Origin of the sequence: Lactobacillus amylovorus DSM 20531 (genome assembly GCF_002706375.1) — a bacterium.
In the GTDB taxonomy this organism is placed as follows: domain Bacteria; phylum Bacillota; class Bacilli; order Lactobacillales; family Lactobacillaceae; genus Lactobacillus; species Lactobacillus amylovorus.
Genome location: NZ_CP017706.1, coordinates 512,530 through 531,365 on the forward strand (window position 1 = coordinate 512,530; position 18,836 = coordinate 531,365).

Sequence of the window (18,836 nt, forward strand, 5' to 3'; positions counted from 1 at the left end):
TATTAGTCTTCCTTTAATTCAACTTGCTTACCATTAGCCCAAAGTTTTTCAAGGTTGTAAAACTCACGTGCTTCCTTGGTAAAGATGTTAACTACAACGTCGCCTAAGTCTACTAAAAGCCAGTTAGAGTCTCTAGTACCTTCGATGCGGTAATCAGTGTAGTTGTTTTGGTGAGCTTCATCAACAATTGAGTTAACAATAGCGTGAAGTTGACGGTTTGAACCTGCACTAGTAATTACGTAGTAATCCGCTAAAATACTGATTCCGCGCATATCATAAGCTTCGGTATCTTCACCGTGACGATCGCTAATAGCTTTAGTAGTAAAATCTAAAATTTCTTGACTAGTCAAATTTTTTCTCCTTTGTTTTTATTATTTAGTACTCCAAACATTATATGCTGCTATAGTGCGTGGATAAATTCTTTTTCTCTTTTCAACTAAAAACTCTAAGGTGTGTGCTAACTGATAGCCGACACCTTCATCAATGTTGGCATAAGTGATTTTACGTGCTTCATCTACGCCAGGAAAATCACGCCCTGGTTCAATAAAGTCGGCCATAAAGACGATTTTGTCCAGCATGGTCATCTCAGTATCACCTGTGGTGTGACGACGCACTGCGGTCAAAATTTCATGATCTCTGATTTTTAGATCGTGTTCGATAAAGTAAGTCCCAACGATACCGTGCCAAATTGCACGATTCCAATTAAGCAAATCCTTGTCAAAATCTTGTTCCTTGATTACCTTACGGTATTCTTCAACGGAAACTTGTTTGGCATAATCATGTACAAAGCCAGCGAGTGCTGCCTTATCTTCATCATAGTGATTCAACTTTGCTAATTTACGGGCAGTTTCACTAACGCGAACGCAGTGCTTAAATCTCTTTTTGTCCATATTAGCTTTTTCTTTAGCAATAATTTCATCACTAGATAATGGTGAATAAGTCTTTTTAAATGTTAGTTTCGTCAAGGTAAAGCCCCTTTTCTTCAATATACTTTCTAACTGGTTCTGGTACCAAATATCTAATTGAAGTACCGGTAGCCACGGAGCGACGAATTGCAGTAGAACTCAAACGAATATCTGGCGCATCTACCCAAATCATTGGATATTGCGGATCTTGTGGATAGCCAGGGCGACGAATTCCGACCAGCGTAACCATTTTAGCCAGAGTAGGTGCTTCTTTCCAGGTATGGAAACTGTTAACTTGATCGCTTCCCATGATTAAATAGTAATTATTCTGTGGTGCTTTTTCCTTTAAGTAGCGCATTGTATCTACAGTATAAGAAACGCCGCCACGGAACAATTCAAGCAATTTAACCCTAAACTTAGGATTATCACGAGTTGCCAAATCTAACATCGTCGCTCTATCTTTAGCTGATGTTAATGGTGCATTCTTGTGAGGTGGAATATTATCTGGCATAAACCAAACCTCATCCAAACGCAACTTAGTCATTGCTTGTTCGGCCGCAACCAAGTGAGCAATATGGACAGGATTAAAAGTACCGCCCATAATGCCGATTTGACGGCCTTTACCATTTTCACGTTCTAATTGAGCCTTAACTTCAGCAGCAGGTGCTTTTTCAATACATTTTGGATTTACCATACGAAAACCTCTAAATCAATGCACGACGAATTCCTAAACCAATACCATCTGGCGTGTAAGTCTTAACAACGCATCCCTCTGGAACGGTCACAAAACCGATCCCACCAAATAAAAGATCGCTCTTATATTCAGTTCGATATTCCTGCCCCTTAAGTGCTGGCAACTTATCGTCTTTAGCAGGTGGAGCAAGCAATTCACCAACATGCTTTTCATAAAAAGCATCAGCGTTGGCCGTCTTAGTGCGGTGAACGTACATATCGCGCGCTACATAAACGGTAAAACTAGTTGACTCGCCTTTTAAATAATCGATTCGTCCAAGTCCGGCTAAGAATAAGGTGTTACCAGGCATAAGCTGATAAGTAGCTGGCTTGAGCGGCTTCTTTGGTGAAATCAATTCCAAGTCTTTAGCATTCAAGTGAGTAGCCAATTGATTATCGGTCATGATCCCTGGGGTGTCGATCAAAAAGTGACCATTTTCAAGTGGAATTTCGATTCGATCCAAAGTTGTACCAGGAAAACGTGACGTGGTAATCAAGTTTTGGATATCACCCATCATGTCGATAATTGCGTTGATCAAAGTAGACTTACCAACGTTGGTTGTACCTACAAAATAAACGTCTTTATCTTGTGATTGTTTATTAATATAAGCAATCAAGCTTTCCAGATTGACCTTTCTCTTAGCAGAAACCAAGAAGATTTCTTTAGGATAAAGGCCCATGCGGTTAGCTTCTTGTCTCATCCAGTCCTTAATCTTGCTTTGTCTAGAATTCTTAGGGAACAGATCGAACTTATTTCCGACTAAGATAAAATCATTGCCACCTACAAAACGCTTTAATGATGATAAAAGTGAATTTGAGAAGTCAAACAAGTCGACCACGTTAACTACTAATGCCTTCTTTTCGGAAAGTGAATTAAGCAGCGCCAAGAAGTCGTCGTTGTTTAAATCGACTGGCATGATTTCGTTATAGTGGCGCAATCTGAAGCAACGTTGGCAGTATACTTCTGCGTTTTCTTCATTTCTTGCTTTGTCTAATGCGCTCTTAGGCAAGTAGCCTGCTTTTTTAGGATCATTGGATTGGAGCACTGCCCCACAACCAATACAAATAATCTCCTCATCCATTTTGCAAAGTCTCCTTAAATGTTACTCGATGTGATAAACCAAGAAAGAAAAAGATGATCTTTTCAAAGAATCGATTAATTCTGGTATTCCACTTATCTGTTTCAACCAGTGGCTTAACCAATACCGTCTCAACTCCAGCCAAATTTCCAGCCTGCATATCGGTAATCAGCTGATCGCCTACCATCATTACTTGATCCTTTTGCAAATGCATTTCTTCGCGTTTACGTGTTATTGCAAACGGTAATGGCTTGCGTGCCTCAGAAACAAAGTCAATGTGGTAAGGGGTAAGCACCTTTCCTACACGTTGAGCATTATTATTCGAAATTACGACCAGCTTAATGTTCGCCTTGGCTAATCGCCTGTTTAATTTGTTCATCTCTTTAGCAGTTTCAAACTTATTCCAAGCAAGAAGCGTATTGTCTAGGTCTGAAAAAACTGCTTTTATTCCCATCTCATTCAATTTCTGGGGGTCCAGATTATAAATAGTATTTATTGTGTATTTTGGTCTAAATAACATATAAACTCTCCATTTTTTATCACTCTCTATAATATCAAAAATGCGTTTGTATTAGAAACTTTTGTTTCATTCTTAGCAAAAAGTGATACAATACTAAACAATTTAACCTATTTCATCAAAAATTTAGAAAGGGAGGAAAATGAGAAAGTTTATCGATTTACACCTTCACCTAGATGGTTCAGTCCCCGTTGCTACAGTTAAGAAGTTAATGAAAGAACACAATATGCCTGCTCTTTCAGATGAAGAACTGCGCCAAGAGTTGTCTGTTGATTCTAGCTGTAAAAGTTTAGATCAATTTTTAGAAAAATTCGCTTTGCCTAACAAATTGATGCAGACAAGACATGATCTTGAAACGATTGTTTATGATTTGCTTGTCGAATTAAAACAGCAAGGTCTGGTTTATGCAGAAATCCGTTTTGCACCGCAGCTGCACACGAAAAAAGGTCTAACTCAAGAAGATGCGATTGAGGCAGCGATTAGTGGACTCAATAAGTTTTTAGCTGATCAAAAGAAACAAATAACTTTACCTGAACTACATGCTGGTTTAATCCTTTGTTTGATGCGCTTTGCCGATAATCAAAAACAGAACATGGAAACTGTGAAGCTGGCTAAAAAGTTTTTGGGCAAAGGTGTAGTCGGCCTTGACTTAGCCGGTGCCGAAGGCCCGATTCCTAACATCAAATATAAGTTCTTCTTTGATCAAGCAAAAAAGCTTGGCGTTCCCTATACAATCCATGCTGGTGAAGCAGACGGTCCCGATTCTATTCGCCAAGCCCTGGCCATGGGTGCCAAAAGAATTGGTCACGGCATTCGTTGCACTGAGGACCCAGAGTTAACGCAGGAATTAATTAAAAAGCAAATCGTGCTGGAATGCTGCGCAACTTCCAACATGAACACCAAAGCATTCGATCAGATTGATTCTTATCCGATTAAAAAATTGCTGCATAAAGGGATGAAAGTTACCCTGAATTCCGACGATATGACGGTTTCAAATACTAATTTACCGCATGAATATAAGTTACTCGAGCAACAAACCAATTTAACGCCAGCAGAAGAAACGACGCTTTACCTAAATGCAGTTGATGCGGCATTTACGACACCAGATGAAAAAATCAGGTTAAGAGCTTTAATTCAAAAATAGTAAAAAATAGAGGTCAGGAATAATTTCCCTGGCCTCTATTTTTGAACTAATTAGTTCAATGCCTTCTTAGCAGTTTCTGCTAATTGTGCAAAAGTCTTTGAATCGTTGTAAGCAATATCAGCTAACATCTTACGGTTCATGTCAACACCAGCTAACTTCAAGCCGTGCATTAACTTAGAATATGAGATGTCGTTTTGTCTTGCAGCTGCGTTAATACGAGCAATCCATAACTTTCTGAATTCACTCTTACGTCTTCTACGGTCGCGGAATGCGTACTTGTATGAAACGAATAATTGAGTGCTTGCAGCCTTAAATTGCATGTGCTTTGCGCCACGGTAACCCTTGGCAAGCTTCATGACCTTCTTACGACGTTTACGTGTTACAATTCCACCTTTAACTCTTGGCATTTAAATTTCCTCCTACTATAGTTTTTTCAAGAACAAATAATTAGTGCATTTGAGCAACCATTTGCTTGATACGCTTCATATCACTGCTTGAAACCATAGCAGCTTTTCTCAAGTGGCGACGTTGCTTCTTAGTCTTACCGTGGAAACGGTGGCCAGTAAATGCGTGGTGACGCTTTAAGCCACCATTTGCAGTTCTCTTAAAACGCTTAGCAGAAGCGCGGTGTGTTTTCATCTTTGGCATATTTCTATTTCCTCCAATTAACTACTTTTTATTTTTGTCCTTTTCACTCTTAGGTGCGAGCATTAAGAACATTGAACGGCCTTCCATCTTAGGCTTGCTAATTACATTAGCAATATCGGAAGTTGATTCAGCCATCTTCTCAAGTACTTGTTGGCCTAATTCCTTATGAGTGATGGCACGACCTCTAAAGCGGATTGATACACGAACCTTAGCTCCTTCTTTAGAAACAAACTTACGAACGTGCTTCAACTTCGTTTCGAAGTCGTTGCCTTCAATTGTTGGACTCAAACGAATTTCTTTGACACTAACTGTCTTGGAATTCTTACGGGATTCCTTAAGCTTCTTTTGTTGTTCGAAGCGGTACTTACCGTAGTCCATGATACGTGCTACAGGTGGCTTGGCATTTGGTGAAATCAAAACAAGGTCAAGACCAGCATCGCTTGCGCGACGTAAGGCTTCCATCTTGTTCATGACGCCAACTTGCTTACCATCTTCATCAATTAAACGGACTTCGCGTGCACGAATTTTATCGTTTAAGATTAAACTTCTTGGTATAACTGTTCACCTCCGTGTTAATTTCGAGGACAAGAAAAAGGCGGGATAAGTATCACCCGCCTTTAATCAACAGAAAATATCGATCAGCCCAGAGGTTAATTTAACTTAGGCGAGAAGCGGGAGCCTCTTCTTGTTCTCAACTAGAAGTAGTATACTCGTTTAACCCTTTTCCGTCAATAAAATTATTATCTTTTCTGAATTAAATTATTTAGCTAATTTCTTTGTAAGCGTAGCTGATGAAGTAGTTGCCAGCACCACCGCCAGCAAGCCAGCCGTTTGCGTTGAAGCCGGTAATGCCGTGGAATTTAAAGGTGTAAGCTTCATATTGTGAATTAGAAACTTTGTCAGCTAATTTGTAGTTAGCCTTTTCATCGGCAGCATTTAACTTTTTATCCCACTTATCTGCTTCTTTACCCTTTAATACCTTATAAACCTTGAGGCCGTTAATGGTATGTGCAGTAATTTTAGTTCTAATAACTTTACCAGCTTCTTTGTGTTACCAAACACCACGCGTATTCTTAGGTGTGGTGAAAAGTTTGGTAGCACCCTAACTAGCAGCATTTGTGCATTCCTATACAGGTATGATAAATAATGTATTTTTAATCATTATTAAATTTTTATAGGAATAAATATAGTATATAAATCACTAAAATACACTAAAGAATATACTTTAAATTAAACCTGTTATCCAAAAAACGGCTAAAAATTTTTTATTTTGTTAATCCTATCCATAGCTAGTTTTAGGCATAAAAAAGGTAGTAGACAGCTTATTGGCCATCTACTACCTTTTAGGTATTTAACTATTTAAATATTAGTTGTTTTCTCTTGAGTATGACTTAACGTCAGCGTCAATTTCCTTGATGAAGTCGTCAAGACTCTTAGAAATTTCTTCGTCAGTACCGTAACGACGTACGTTTACGCTACCGTTCTTCATTTCTTCGTCACCTAATACCAAAGTGTAAGGTACCTTTTGGGTTTGTGATTCACGAATCTTGTAACCCATCTTTTCGTTTCTGTTGTCAACTTCTGCTCTGAAGCCGCGCTTAGCAAGTTCTTGACGAACCTTTTCGGCGTATTCGCCGTGAGCGTCGTTGTTAACTGGGATGATTTCAGCTTGGATTGGAGCAAGCCAAGTTGGGAAGGCACCCTTGTAAATTTCAGTTAAGTAAGCAATGAATCTTTCCATAGTACCAACAATACCACGGTGGATCATAACTGGACGGTGTTCTTCACCATCTTGACCAACGTAAGTTAAGCCAAATCTTTCTGGAAGCATGAAGTCAAGTTGAATAGTTGACATAGTTTCGTCGTTACCCAAAGCAGTCTTAGTTTGGATATCAAGCTTAGGACCGTAGAATGCTGCTTCACCTTCAGCTTCAACGTAGTCAAGGCCAAGGTCATCCATAGCACCCTTAAGCATCTTTTGACTTCTTTCCCACATTTCATCGTTTGCAAAGTACTTTTCAGTGTTCTTTGGATCACGGTATGAAAGTCTGAAGTAGTAATCAGTAATGTCGAAGTCCTTGTATACGTCCATGATCAACTTCAAGATCTTAGCAAATTCGTCTTGAACTTGGTCAAGAGCTACGAAGGTGTGACCATCGTTCAAAGTCATTTCACGTACACGTTGAAGACCTGACAAAGCACCTGATTTTTCGTATCTGTGCATCATACCAAGTTCAGCAACACGAAGTGGCAAGTCACGGTATGAACGAATGTGGTGCTTGTAAATTTGGATGTGTGATGGACAGTTCATTGGACGAAGTTCAAGCATTTCGCCATCACCCATATCCATTGGTGGGAACATGTCATCACGGTAGTGTGCCCAGTGACCTGAAGTCTTGTAAGCGTCAAGGTTCATAAGTACTGGAGTGTAAACGTGTTGGTAACCATCAGCTACTTCACGGTCGATGATGTAACGTTCAACAACACGACGAATAGTAGCACCCTTTGGCATCCAGTAAGGAAGACCTGCACCAACCTTAGGATCTACGAAGAAGAGGTCAAGGTCACGACCGATAGTACGGTGGTCGCGTTCCTTAATTTCTGCACGACGCTTTAAGTCATCCTTCAATGCTGCTTCTTTGAAGAATGCAGTACCGAAGATTCTTTGAAGCATTGGGTTTGATGACTTACCTAACCAGTAAGCACCAGCTACTGACAAAAGCTTGAAGTGCTTGATCTTACCAGTGTTTGGAAGTAATGCGTCAAAACCAAAGTCTACGAAGTCGCCTAACTTGTAAGCGTCAACCTTGTCGCCTTCAACCTTCTTCAAAAGTTCACTCTTGTATGGGTCGTCCTTGTAGATATCTTCAAGTTCTGACTTGTCCATTTCAACGTGTTCAATTGCTTGACCACTCTTAACAAGCTTTTCCATAGCCTTTTCAAGTTCTGGCAATTCAGTAACCTTGATTTGGTCCTTCTTGTCAGTGTCAATGTAGAAGCCACCTTCGTCAGCTACGTGTTCACCTAAACGAAGTTCTGGGTACTTCTTCTTAGCAACAGCTTCAAGTGCAAATGCTGCAGTTGCTCTTAAGATATCCAAACCTTCATCGTCTTTATCAGTAAGGATAGCAATTTCAACGTCGCTATCGATTTCGTAATCAAGTGGCTTAACTTGGCCATTTACCTTAGCACCAACAGCAGCTTTTCCAAGTGAAGTTGCGATTGATGAAGCTACATCTTTAACTGAAACGGCTTTGTCAAATTCTTTCTTTGAGCCGTCTGGTAAAGTAACTGAAAAACTCATAAAATTACCTCCAAAAAAAATCCCAGTGCTCAATAGCACTGGGACGTTAATTGCGTGGTTCCACCCAAAATTCAGGTTAGCGTGTGTCTAACCTCTTATATTCGGATTGATAAAGGTATCCAACCTAAAATTTTAACTTTGGGAATAAACGATTGGGGTGAGCCTCTAATGAAGGACTTCCAGAACTAGGTCCCTCTCTCTGAAGCGAGGTTCATCATGTCTCGTTTAATTAGTTTCAATTATACGCATTCGAGCTGGGGATGCAAGACCTTTTTAAAAATTAATGCAAAGAATTTCTGCGGTCAGGTCCTGGCACCACAATTTCTTTAGCCAAAAAGCGGACACGCTGCATCAGTCTTCTCGCCTTAACTGGGTCGGTCGCATTACGCGTTTCTTCAAAGTGTGACTGCAATGCTTCCATGTCCAAATTGGATGAGAAGAAGGTTGGCAAAACATTATCCATTCTTGCCTGCAAAATTACGCCTAAGACGTCATCACGTGACCATTGGCTGAGACTTTCGGCCCCAATATCATCCAGAATAAGCAAATCACATTCGGATAATCTACGGATTTCTTCTTGCAAGCTAATTCGGCTATTATCGTCAAAGTGACTAGCAAGGCCGGCAATAAATGTTGGCACGTGCAAGAAAATGACGTTTTTATTCATGTTGGTAACGACATAATTAGCAAGACCTGCCAAAATATAGGTCTTACCAACGCCGAAATCGCCTGAAAGATATAAACCTTTTTGGTGCGGGTCTTTTTTATACTTCTTCAAGAAATCATAAATTAAAGCAAGAACATTGTTCCGATCGTCTGTAACGTCAATTTCACTTAAACTAACGTCATGCAAACGAGCAGGCAAATCAATGAGCTGCAGCCGTCTTTGCGCTGCCTTTTTACGGTCTTGTGCGATCTTAGCTCTTGTCGGTGCATAGCGAATGTCGATTACCTTGCCGTTTAAAAATAGCTGCGGTGCATAACCGACCATCACCTTGTTGGGATGCGTTTTTTGTGAATAAAATTCGTAAAGATTCGACATGCTATTGCGAATCATCTTTTGATCGATTTTATCCGCATTTTGCTTAAGAAAAGCTTGCACATCAGGATCATGCAAGGCTTGATTCTCCAAAGTCTTTTCATCGCCTAAATTGCGCTGTTTAACAATTTGCTTGATCACATTGCCTATTGGTTCCATTTATTCACCTGCTTTCTTATTTATTGTTCAAATCTTTAAACAAGTCCTTCAATTGCGCAGTAGAAATACCGGAATTGGTATCCACCTTCTTCTTGCTCCAATCGGTGCCCTTTTCTACGCGCTTATTTTGATAGTTATAGTTTCTTCTGGATCTTCGATTATTGCCATTGCCAAAACTATCGCGACGTTTCTTCACGTACTGCAAAGCCTGAACCGCGGTTGCAACACCATGTTGGAGCCAGTCGTTAGCGATCTTGTAGGCCAAGTTTGAGTTCACTACAGTATCGTAAGTCAAACAAGTATAGGTCAGAATATTGATCAAATCTTCTGGCAAACCATACTGGGTGTGCAAATTATTGATAATCTGCCGCTCGCCTGCACTGGCAATGCCGCCCTTTTCTGTTTTTATCTTATACAAAAACTCAGCGGGTGAGCTTTCATTGGCTTCCTTGAGCAACTTCTTATCGTTGTCGTCCAAGCCCTTAATTGCAGCCAAAGCCTTTTTACGGCCTTCATTTACCTGCTTTTGCACGTGTTCTCTAGTGTTAATCCGTTTGTAGTTCTCAGCTAAAGTATTGCTAATGTCGCGCATGTTCAATTCATACGAACCATGAAGGCATGGCAAACTCTCATCCACGAATTCTTTTTCGGACAAGCCATACGTCTGCATCAAAGAGCGAATTTGATTCTTCTTATTATCAACTTCACTAGCTGGAATTTGATAAACCTCATATTGCTCTTTGATAAAGTCCCAATCGATTGCATCCCTGTCGTTAACTTGGGCCACCTCTTCTTCATGAACTTTGTTTTCTTTGGCGGCCTCAATTACATCGCTGGATGGAGTGATTGCTTCATCCCCCGGCAAACGGAACATATCAAAGAAATTAGCCGAAACATCGCGCGCATTCTTAATAGGCTTTTCCCGCAACTTAGCTTCTTTAGCGAACTTGTGGCTTAATTCATGAAAGGTTTCTTCGCCAACTTTTTCCTTAAGCAAACTTGCAAGAAGCGGCGTAGCGAAAAACTTATCAGCACTAGGCACTTTAAGCAATTTAAACACGATGACGTTATTAAAAACATTATCGGATAAAAATGTTTGAACTAACCCCACGGCCTCTAATTTATGAAGCGATGTAAACATCGTCTTTAAGCTACAATCCAGTTGTTCTTGCAGCGAATAGATACCCTTAGAATCGGAAACGATGCCATATGGGTCGTAGTTGCTGATCAAAGTTTGGTACAAAGCAACCGCAATGGCACCAACCAATGGCTGATATAGTTTAATCAGTATTTGTTCATCTTCGGGAAAAAGCGTAACGCGATTGGCTACATAGTAGAGGTGCTTGGGATCAGATGTCTCAAACATTTTTAATTACCCTTTCCCTTTTTGGCCATCATGTCTTCCATAGTCTTCATAAAGCTAGACATGTCTTTAAATTCACGATAAATGGAAGCAAATCTGATGTAAGCAACATCGTCTAGATCAGCCAACTCGTCCATGACATATTGACCAATCTTCTTAGACGAGATTTCGCTGACGCCTTGCTTTCTTACCTTGTTTTCAACGTGATCAACTAATTGTTCGAATTGTTCACTGCTGATTGGACGCTTTTGACCTGCAGCCATTACACCGTGCAAAATCTTCTTGCGGCTAAATGGTTCACGCGTTCCATCATTCTTAATTACTAATAAAGGCGCCGTTTCAATACGCTCAAAGGTCGTAAAACGGAAACCACAGTTTTCACATTCTCGACGTCTTCTAATTGCCCGGTTTTCATCACTAGGACGTGAATCAATAACGCGGGAGGCATTTTGATGACAATTTGGACATTCCATAGCTACCCCTCTTTTTTGATTTTATTTAATAATTGTTCTAGTTTACTTTCTAGTTCTTTTATTGTACCAGTATTTTCAATTACAAAATCAGCCAATTGTGTTTTTTTAGACAACGGCATTTGGCTATTAATCCGCATTCTGGCTTCTTTATCAGTTAAATTATTTCTTTGTTTTAATCGCTCTATTTGAATAGATTCTGGCAAAGTAATTACCAACACACTATTGGCAATATGCTTCTTATCTAAGCCAGATTCAAAATAAACTGGTGCATCAAGGATAACCATATCTTCATTTTGATATGATGTTATCTTTTGTACTGTTTTATCGAAAATTAGAGGATGAGTCAACTGATTTAGTTTATTTAGCGCACTTTTATTACTAAAAACTAATTGACCGAGCTTTTTACGGTTAATCGTCTGGTCAGAATTCAGATATTCTTCGCCAAAATTATCCTTAATTGCTTGCCAAGAAGCATTTTTTGGCTTCATTAAATCATGCGCTATTTCGTCACAGTCGACAATAGGAATATTTTGCTTTTTAAAAAATTGATCCGCGGTGCTTTTGCCTGTTGCAATTCCGCCAGTTAAAGCTAAAACGTATGTCATTTATAAATCACCTGACAATGAGGGCAAAAAGTGGTGCCCCTTCCTGAAACCTTAATCTTTTCCAAAGTCGTGCCACATCTAGGACATGCTTCACCGGCGTGGCCGTAAACTTGTAGCATTTCTTGGTAACCACCAACTTCGCCGTTTGCATCCAAATAGCTATGAACAGTTGTACCGCGCTTTTCTGTGGCAATTTTGATGGTTTCATTAATATTTTTACGCAGATCTTCTACTTTATTGGCAGGAATTTTGTTAGCCAAACTCAAGGGATGGATCTTGCTTTGCCACAAGGTTTCATCGACATAAATGTTGCCTAAACCTGCAACAACAGTTTGATCGAGCAAGACATTTTTGATGTTCTTCTTTTTTCTCTTTAAGCTAGACAAAAAATACTGCTCACTAAATTCCGGCGTATTGGGTTCAACGCCCAGTTTACCGATGCCAGTTGTTTGTCGCTCGGTTCCGGTCAAAACTAGCTGCATACGGCCAAATTTGCGCACATCGTTATAGCGCAAGGCAGTGCCGTCGGTAAAAATAAATTCTACGTGATCATGCTTGTCTTTAGGCGCTTCCGGCGTAGTTAAATGATACTTTCCTTCCATGCGTAAGTGCGACACAATTGTTAAATTATCATTCAAGCGAATCAATAAATACTTGGCATAGCGGTCGATGCGAATAATCTTTTTGCCTGGCAGTTCATTGACAAACTTGTCATGGTCCGTCGCAACGATTTTTGGATACCACAGAATTACTTTTTCAATTGTCTTTCCTTTAATTAAAGGAGTTAAAGTTCTCCGAACAGTTTCAACTTCGGGCATTTCAGGCATCTAATCACCTACTTTGCATCGTACCAATTGTGGCCCCAACCAGAATCAGCAATTAGTGGCACATCAAGCTTAACTGCTGATTGCATTACTTCTGGCACAATCTTCTTGATTGTTTCAAGTTCATCTTTTGGCACATCAAAAATTAATTCGTCGTGCACCTGAACTACCATCTTGGTCTTGAGGTGCAATTCATCAAGCTTCTTTTGCATGTTAATCATGGCAATCTTGATGATATCAGCAGCTGAACCTTGGATTGGTGAGTTGATGGCGGTTCTTTCAGCAAAGGCACGCACGGTGTACTTCTTAGCGTGAATATCTGGCAAGTATCTGCGACGGTGCATAATTGTTTCGGCATAGCCTTTGTCACGCGCTTTTTGCACAGCCTTATCCATGTAATCCTTGATTTGAGGATATTGTTCGAAGTAGTTGTCGATAAATTCTTGGGCACGTTTTCTAGAAATGCCTAAGTTCTTGGACAAACCGTAATCGGAAATACCATAAACGATACCGAAGTTAACAGCCTTAGCGTGACGACGCATCAGTGGCGTTACTTGATCTGGTGAATCCAAGTGGAAAATCTTCATCGCGGTGTGTGAGTGAATATCGTATCCGGTCTTGAAGGCCTCTTGCATGTTTTGATCGCCAGAAACATGGGCCAAGACACGAAGCTCAACTTGTGAATAGTCGCAAGAGAAAATGTAGCCGTCTGGTTCACTTGGCACGAAGGCCTTTCTGATTTGCTTTCCTTCTTCAGTGCGGGTAGGGATATTTTGCAAGTTAGGATCCACACTAGAAAGTCGACCAGTTGCAGTAAAAGTCTGCAAGTAACGTGTGTGCACGCGGCCATCTGGTTGAATGACGTCAAGCAGACCCTTTACATAGGTAGATTGAATCTTGGCAATTTGACGGTAATCCAAAATTTCACTAACGATTGGACTTTGCGTCTTTAATTGATCCAAGACTTCAACTGAAGTTGAGTAACCAGTTTTGGTCTTTTTGATGACTGGCAAACCAAGCTTTTCGAACAAAATGTGACCTAGTTGCTTAGGTGAATTCAAGTTGAACTTTTCACCGGCTTGGCTATAAATCTTGTCTTCGAGTTCCTTCAATTGAACGGCAAATTCATTTTGCAGTTGAATCAAGGTGCTGGCTTCAACCTTCATCCCGTTCATTTCCATTCTGGCTAAAACGCACGCGGTTGGGATTTCGATCGTATCAAACAAGGCATCTTGTTCGTGGTCTTTGAGCTTTTCAAGCAGAGTCTTCTTGAGTGATTCAATGGCGTTGACCTTGGAAGCTAAGTGGTTGAATAATTCATCATCGTCATCAGGGATGTGTTCACTCTTACCTTTGCCGTAGACTTCAAGGTCGGTCTTAACGGAATAATCCCCATAAAGATGGGCAATTTCACCAAGATCGTTGGAGTTATTTTCATTATTGATCAAGTAGGATGCCAAAAGCATGTCGTAATCAAGGCCGTGAGTGTGAATGCCCAAACGATGTGCAGCAACCATTGTTCTCTTCAGGTCAAAGACGTTCTTCTGAATCTTTTCGTCTTCTAAGATGTGCTTGATATTATCTTCTTCAAGCAATTCAACGTCTCTTGAAACGTAGATCTTGTCATTGATCTTCAAACTGAAGCCAACAAAAGGAGCTAGGTGATAGTTGGCACCAAGCATTTCTAAGTAAAATTCAATGGTATCAGCTTCAGTAGCTTTAACATCTTTAACGTTGTCGTCGTTTAAAACAGTGTATTCTACTTTTTCAACTTCGGTGCTATCTTGACCAGCACCTGAAGCATTTAGGTCAGTTAAGAACTTGCGGAAGTTCATCTTTTCGTAGAATTGACGCAGCTTTTCATAATCAACTGGCTGACGTTTTATATCATCAATATCAATGGTGACTGGTGAATCACGGTCAATAGTTGCTAACTTTTTAGCTAAAAATGCTTTGTCCTTATCGTTGATCAAGTTTTCTTTCAGCTTGGACTTCTTCATTTCGTCGATATGATCGTAAATCCCTTCAACGGAACCGTATTTTTGAATCAAACGTGATGCAGTCTTAGGACCAACTTTAGTTACACCAGGGTAATTATCGGAATTATCCCCCATCAAAGCCTTCATATCAATGAATTCAGTTGGAGTGACGCCGTTAACTTCCTTCATATGTTCAGGTGTGTAGGCTTCAAGTTGAGAAACTCCAGATTTGGTCACTTCAACGGTAGTTTTGTCTGAAGCAAGTTGAGTTAAGTCACGGTCACCAGTCACAACTGTGGTAGTAAAGCCGTTCTTCTCACCTTTATCAACAAAAGTACCAATAATATCGTCGGCTTCATAATTCTTCAATTCATAAGTTTTAATACCCAAGTCATGCAGCATTTCTTGAATATAAGGCATTTGTTCGAGCAACTCTTCTGGAGTTTTCGCACGTCCACCTTTATATTCTCCATACATGTTTGTTCTAAAAGTGACTTTTCCTGCATCAAAAGCTACCAAAATATGGGTTGGCTCAACGTCCTTCAAAAGGACATCAAGCATATTCTTAAAAGCATAAATGGCATTAGTGTGCAGGCCATCCGGACTCTTGAAAGATTCTAGTTGACGATAAAGAGCGTAAAAGGCTCTGAAAGCTACAGAGTTACCATCGATTAGAAGTAATTTTTTATCTGCCATTTTATTCCCCTTTTATAAAAATTGTTCTCTATACTTACTTATCTATTTTACCAGTTTCAATAGCAATCTTTTAATAGGAAGTTTAATGGAAAAGAAAAAAGGCTTCACTTTTGTGGAGTCTTGATCATAAATCATTTTTATTACACTAAAACAGTCCCTTTATGTAGAGAACGTCAAAAAAGCCGCCCTAAAATAGGACGACTTCAAAGCATTTAATTAATTAGACCTGAAAGAGGTCTATAACTATTAAAGCACAAAACTTTTTCCAGTCCATCAAATTTATAAAATAAAATTATGATCAGCATCGGTAATATTGCACTCTTGAACCTATAAATTGTTTACATCAATATCTTCAATTTTATAATTTATATATTTAAAATTTGGACCACACATGCTATTAAGTCCATTGCAATAAGGACAAATATCTTCTGCTATTGTTTCAAATTCTGGTACTCTCAGAAATTCTTTTCGAAAATATTTTTTATGACAGAATCCACATCTTTTAAATTCACTGTCTCCTTCAAATTTTTTGTAAAGATCGTCTTCACCTACAAGCATTTTTAGCAATTCCTCTCTCGATAGTTCTATATCTATGCAACTATTCTATCAATTTAAAATATATTCTTCGAAAAGTGTGCTCAATCTAAAGAAAAGACCCTATATACATTATGATTAAATAAAAATTTTAGGCATTAAAGTAATAAATAGCTCCTTACTGCCTAAAATATAGTTATCTCATGATTCTCTATAAGTTATATAATTAGAATTATTAAAGCTATTAATAAGGAAAGAAGATAACAAGAGAATGAATAAACTAGTAAAGTACTCTACAGCAGCACTACTCACTGCAGGTCTATTTGGCATGAACACTCAAACTACTAATGCTGCAACTAGCTACCGGAGATTAACACACAATGCATATGCTTATAACTACAATGGCCAACGTGCAAACAAAAAGCTTTACCGTAAAGGTAGCAGAGTCAAAGTGATTGGAACTATCGAACTAAATGGTAAAAAATACAACATCATTAGTGGTAATATCTACATCAAGACTTCAAATTTTGCTAAACACAGAAATAGTTCAGCACTAACTAACGGCTATGAAACGAGTTTGGTTCGTAATTCTTACGTGTACAATGCCCAAGGCCAACGTATTAAAGGCATGAAACTCCGTAAAGGTCGCAGTGTAACTTATTACGGCAAGCCGGTACGTATCAATGGCAAAAAGTATGTACAAATTGACGACAACCAATACATACGCTCAAACAATGTTTTATTAGCTTATGATGGTCCAATCAACTCAAACACCAATAAGCGCATCAATTCAAATAATACAAGTACTTCCAACAGCAGTACTTCAACTAATTCACAGCAAAATACTACAAATAGCAGTTCATCAAGTAACACTTCAAACACTGCTAATAGCAGCAGCTCTGCTACAAATGGCTCAAATAGCCAGTCGTCAAATACAAACAGTAATCAAATAGCATCTAGTTCTGAGCTTCCTACTGAAGATGACTATAAAGCCTTAAATGCTCTTCTTGATAAAGCTGCTTCTGCAGATGATGCAGATGAAGGAGCATCTTCATATGCTACACGCAAGCCTTTTGAAGACGCCACAAGCAAGGGCTGGGATTGTATGAATAATTACATGCTTTCTAAGAGTATACCTACTACATACACTAAGGCTGATTTGCAAAAGATGATGTCTGATATTGAAAACACAATGAAAAACTTAGATGGCTACGGTAAAGAAGAAAACATGCCTGTAATTGTAGTTGAGGAGTCAATGCAAGGCCGAAAAATAGATTTGACCCCTGAAGTAAGACAACAAGTACTGAGCTTTGTTAATAAATGGAGAGGCTCAACCGATGCCAAATTTGTAGACAACGATGAAAACATCCAATATACAGATCCCAATGGTAAAGTGCAAAAATCAGGGTTATGGGGCTTTGCCAGAGAAAAGGATGTACAAAATTTTCCTTGGTCACACAAAGACTCAAATAAAACCACAAATTCAAGTAAATAATACAAAGAAAAGTCGCATGGATACTATATCCTACGGCTTTTTAAAAAGGGAGGTTTGATAAACGTGAAGGTTCGAGCAGTGGCTAAGGGTCTGCCACTGCTCAGTTATCCCCATTTATCGCTGCTTCCAGTCCCGAGACGAACTTTGTAAAGCAGTTCTTAATCATTCTTTTTCTGTTTTCGAAAAAGACTTGCTAAAAGAGATTGAATCTCATAATACTGATTCACATGACCCATATTGGTGTCTATACTCTGCACTTTCTCACCAGCGTGGTCTTGTAAAAGAAGCAAACATTGGGAATATGAAAATCATTGATAAATTAGCACAAATTACTCATAAACATTTTTCAAATAAATCAACTTACGCACTCAGAGCATATATTCAATTGATATGTATGATACTTAATATAAAAAGTACTAATGAACTCAGTGATTTAAATTCATCTCTCTTAGCATTCTCCAAGATAACTCAAAATTTTCTAAAAACCCTAACATGACCTTAACATTACTAATTCATATCATTCTGTATATGCAAAAAAGGACGATTTCCACTAAGGAATCGCCTTTTTTATTGTAAATATATTTATTTGTAATTCTCTTGAGTTAGATAAAAAATTGACGTCGTGAAGACTTTAAGCCATTGTTTGCTGTATTTACATTCCTCTTAGATTAGATAAAAAAGCAGCTTTTGCAAACGGCCTGTTTTTATCAGGATTTATTTACATTTCTCACGAGTTAAATGAAGATTTTAAACAAAACATTTGTTTTCTACTCATAAAATTATATCAAAAGATATCAACTAAGAATAGTAGTTACAAGTAGAAATTTATCAATCTTATTTTTGATGTTTTTTATTAAAGTCTCTAATAAATTGTTTCAACTCATCATCAGGTTTAAACTCTCAACGCTTTATCTCACTACTAAACAAAAATTCATTAAATGGTGGAAGGCCCCAACGTGGATTACTGTATAAGATTACTTCAATCTTAGCAACAGTGTCTATCGGTATAAATATGGTAACCATATTACCACTTCTCAGATGTCCTGTTTTATAATCCGTGTCATACCACTTTAAAGTTAGGCTATTACCTTTTCCAGTCAGATAAGGTTCATCTGCAAAGCCTTCATAAACTTTACCATCATTTGTAGTAATTCTAGCTTTTTGACCTAGAATACTATACTTGTGTTTTGTAATTTCATCTGAATCTATAAATCGAGATTCGACTACTTCACCACTTAATCTATATCTAGTGAATATTGGCATGGTACTGTTCCTACTCTTTAGTTAGCTTTATCATATCAAAACAATACTACCTTTTTTAGACAATACTTTTCGATCCA

General features: G+C 38.8%; 19 protein-coding genes and 1 other annotated feature. Of the genes, 2 read left to right on the forward strand and 17 right to left on the reverse strand.

Translation table 11 applies throughout. From position 1 onward, the window contains the following. Window positions 1–2: 2 nt before the first annotated feature. The 5 genes from rsfS to LA20531_RS02650 are packed head-to-tail and all read right to left on the reverse strand — an operon-like array spanning window position 3 to window position 3,236. Window positions 3–350: a ribosome silencing factor gene (rsfS, locus tag LA20531_RS02630; protein ID WP_013438398.1), complete on the reverse strand. Its 348-nt coding sequence runs from the start codon at window positions 348–350 to the stop codon at window positions 3–5. A gap of 21 nt (window positions 351–371) precedes the next feature. Then, complete coding sequence (gene yqeK, locus LA20531_RS02635) at window positions 372–965, reverse strand: bis(5'-nucleosyl)-tetraphosphatase (symmetrical) YqeK (protein WP_056939745.1); 594 nt, start codon at window positions 963–965, stop codon at window positions 372–374. Beyond that, on the reverse strand, window positions 946–1,599 hold the full coding sequence (locus LA20531_RS02640) for a nicotinate-nucleotide adenylyltransferase (protein ID WP_056939746.1): 654 nt from the start codon (window positions 1,597–1,599) through the stop codon (window positions 946–948). Before LA20531_RS02640 ends, yqeK begins: the two co-directional genes overlap by 20 nt. 10 nt (window positions 1,600–1,609) lie before the next feature. Next, window positions 1,610–2,719, reverse strand: coding sequence for a ribosome biogenesis GTPase YqeH (gene yqeH, locus LA20531_RS02645; protein ID WP_056939747.1), 1,110 nt, complete (start codon window positions 2,717–2,719; stop codon window positions 1,610–1,612). Then, window positions 2,712–3,236 (reverse strand): YqeG family HAD IIIA-type phosphatase, encoded by a 525-nt coding sequence (locus LA20531_RS02650; protein WP_013438402.1) that lies wholly within the window; start codon window positions 3,234–3,236, stop codon window positions 2,712–2,714. Before LA20531_RS02650 ends, yqeH begins: the two co-directional genes overlap by 8 nt. A 139-nt stretch (window positions 3,237–3,375) precedes the next feature. Here LA20531_RS02650 and add point away from each other — a divergent pair, with 139 nt between their 5' ends. Beyond that, the gene (gene add / locus LA20531_RS02655; protein ID WP_056939748.1) at window positions 3,376–4,377 is read left to right on the forward strand and encodes an adenosine deaminase; all 1,002 of its coding nucleotides are present in this window, start codon (window positions 3,376–3,378) and stop codon (window positions 4,375–4,377) included. Window positions 4,378–4,427: 50 nt separating this feature from the next. Here add and rplT read toward each other — a convergent pair whose 3' ends face one another. From rplT to LA20531_RS02715, 11 genes are all read right to left on the reverse strand, one after another. After that, the gene (rplT, locus tag LA20531_RS02660; RefSeq protein ID WP_003627118.1) at window positions 4,428–4,784 is read right to left on the reverse strand and encodes a 50S ribosomal protein L20; all 357 of its coding nucleotides are present in this window, start codon (window positions 4,782–4,784) and stop codon (window positions 4,428–4,430) included. Window positions 4,785–4,824: 40 nt separating this feature from the next. Beyond that, window positions 4,825–5,025, reverse strand: coding sequence for a 50S ribosomal protein L35 (gene rpmI, locus LA20531_RS02665; protein WP_013642294.1), 201 nt, complete (start codon window positions 5,023–5,025; stop codon window positions 4,825–4,827). Window positions 5,026–5,046: 21 nt separating this feature from the next. Beyond that, window positions 5,047–5,580 carry a translation initiation factor IF-3 gene (gene infC / locus LA20531_RS02670; RefSeq protein ID WP_082589005.1) on the reverse strand — a complete coding sequence of 178 codons (534 nt, stop codon included), beginning with the start codon at window positions 5,578–5,580 and terminating at the stop codon, window positions 5,047–5,049. 26 nt (window positions 5,581–5,606) lie between these two features. Continuing rightward, window positions 5,607–5,718: a sequence feature (ribosomal protein L20 leader region), on the reverse strand. Window positions 5,719–6,391: 673 nt separating this feature from the next. Further along, window positions 6,392–8,329 carry a threonine--tRNA ligase gene (gene thrS, locus LA20531_RS02680; RefSeq protein ID WP_056939750.1) on the reverse strand — a complete coding sequence of 646 codons (1,938 nt, stop codon included), beginning with the start codon at window positions 8,327–8,329 and terminating at the stop codon, window positions 6,392–6,394. Window positions 8,330–8,609: 280 nt separating this feature from the next. Further along, a complete protein-coding gene (gene dnaI, locus LA20531_RS02685; protein ID WP_056939751.1) occupies window positions 8,610–9,527 on the reverse strand; it encodes a primosomal protein DnaI in 918 nt (305 codons plus the stop codon). A gap of 16 nt (window positions 9,528–9,543) precedes the next feature. Then, window positions 9,544–10,893 carry a replication initiation and membrane attachment family protein gene (locus LA20531_RS02690; protein ID WP_056939752.1) on the reverse strand — a complete coding sequence of 450 codons (1,350 nt, stop codon included), beginning with the start codon at window positions 10,891–10,893 and terminating at the stop codon, window positions 9,544–9,546. Between the two features lie 2 nt (window positions 10,894–10,895). After that, complete coding sequence (gene nrdR, locus LA20531_RS02695; RefSeq protein ID WP_007126545.1) at window positions 10,896–11,363, reverse strand: transcriptional regulator NrdR; 468 nt, start codon at window positions 11,361–11,363, stop codon at window positions 10,896–10,898. Between the two features lie 2 nt (window positions 11,364–11,365). After that, entirely contained in the window at window positions 11,366–11,968 is a 603-nt protein-coding gene (gene coaE / locus LA20531_RS02700; protein WP_056939753.1) for a dephospho-CoA kinase, read from the reverse strand. Continuing rightward, a complete protein-coding gene (gene mutM / locus LA20531_RS02705; protein WP_056939754.1) occupies window positions 11,965–12,795 on the reverse strand; it encodes a bifunctional DNA-formamidopyrimidine glycosylase/DNA-(apurinic or apyrimidinic site) lyase in 831 nt (276 codons plus the stop codon). Before mutM ends, coaE begins: the two co-directional genes overlap by 4 nt. Before the next feature lie 8 nt (window positions 12,796–12,803). Further along, window positions 12,804–15,467 carry a DNA polymerase I gene (gene polA / locus LA20531_RS02710; RefSeq protein ID WP_056939755.1) on the reverse strand — a complete coding sequence of 888 codons (2,664 nt, stop codon included), beginning with the start codon at window positions 15,465–15,467 and terminating at the stop codon, window positions 12,804–12,806. 327 nt (window positions 15,468–15,794) lie between these two features. Next, window positions 15,795–16,025, reverse strand: a complete 231-nt coding sequence (locus tag LA20531_RS02715; protein ID WP_056939756.1) for a hypothetical protein — start codon at window positions 16,023–16,025, stop codon at window positions 15,795–15,797. Between the two features lie 247 nt (window positions 16,026–16,272). On the opposite strand from LA20531_RS02715, the gene LA20531_RS02720 reads away from it, so the two are divergent. Then, a complete protein-coding gene (locus LA20531_RS02720; RefSeq protein ID WP_056939757.1) occupies window positions 16,273–17,496 on the forward strand; it encodes an SLAP domain-containing protein in 1,224 nt (407 codons plus the stop codon). Window positions 17,497–18,396: 900 nt separating this feature from the next. Here the strand turns inward: LA20531_RS02720 and LA20531_RS11500 are convergent. Continuing rightward, on the reverse strand, window positions 18,397–18,759 hold the full coding sequence (locus tag LA20531_RS11500) for a hypothetical protein (protein ID WP_056939758.1): 363 nt from the start codon (window positions 18,757–18,759) through the stop codon (window positions 18,397–18,399). Window positions 18,760–18,836: the final 77 nt, after the last annotated feature.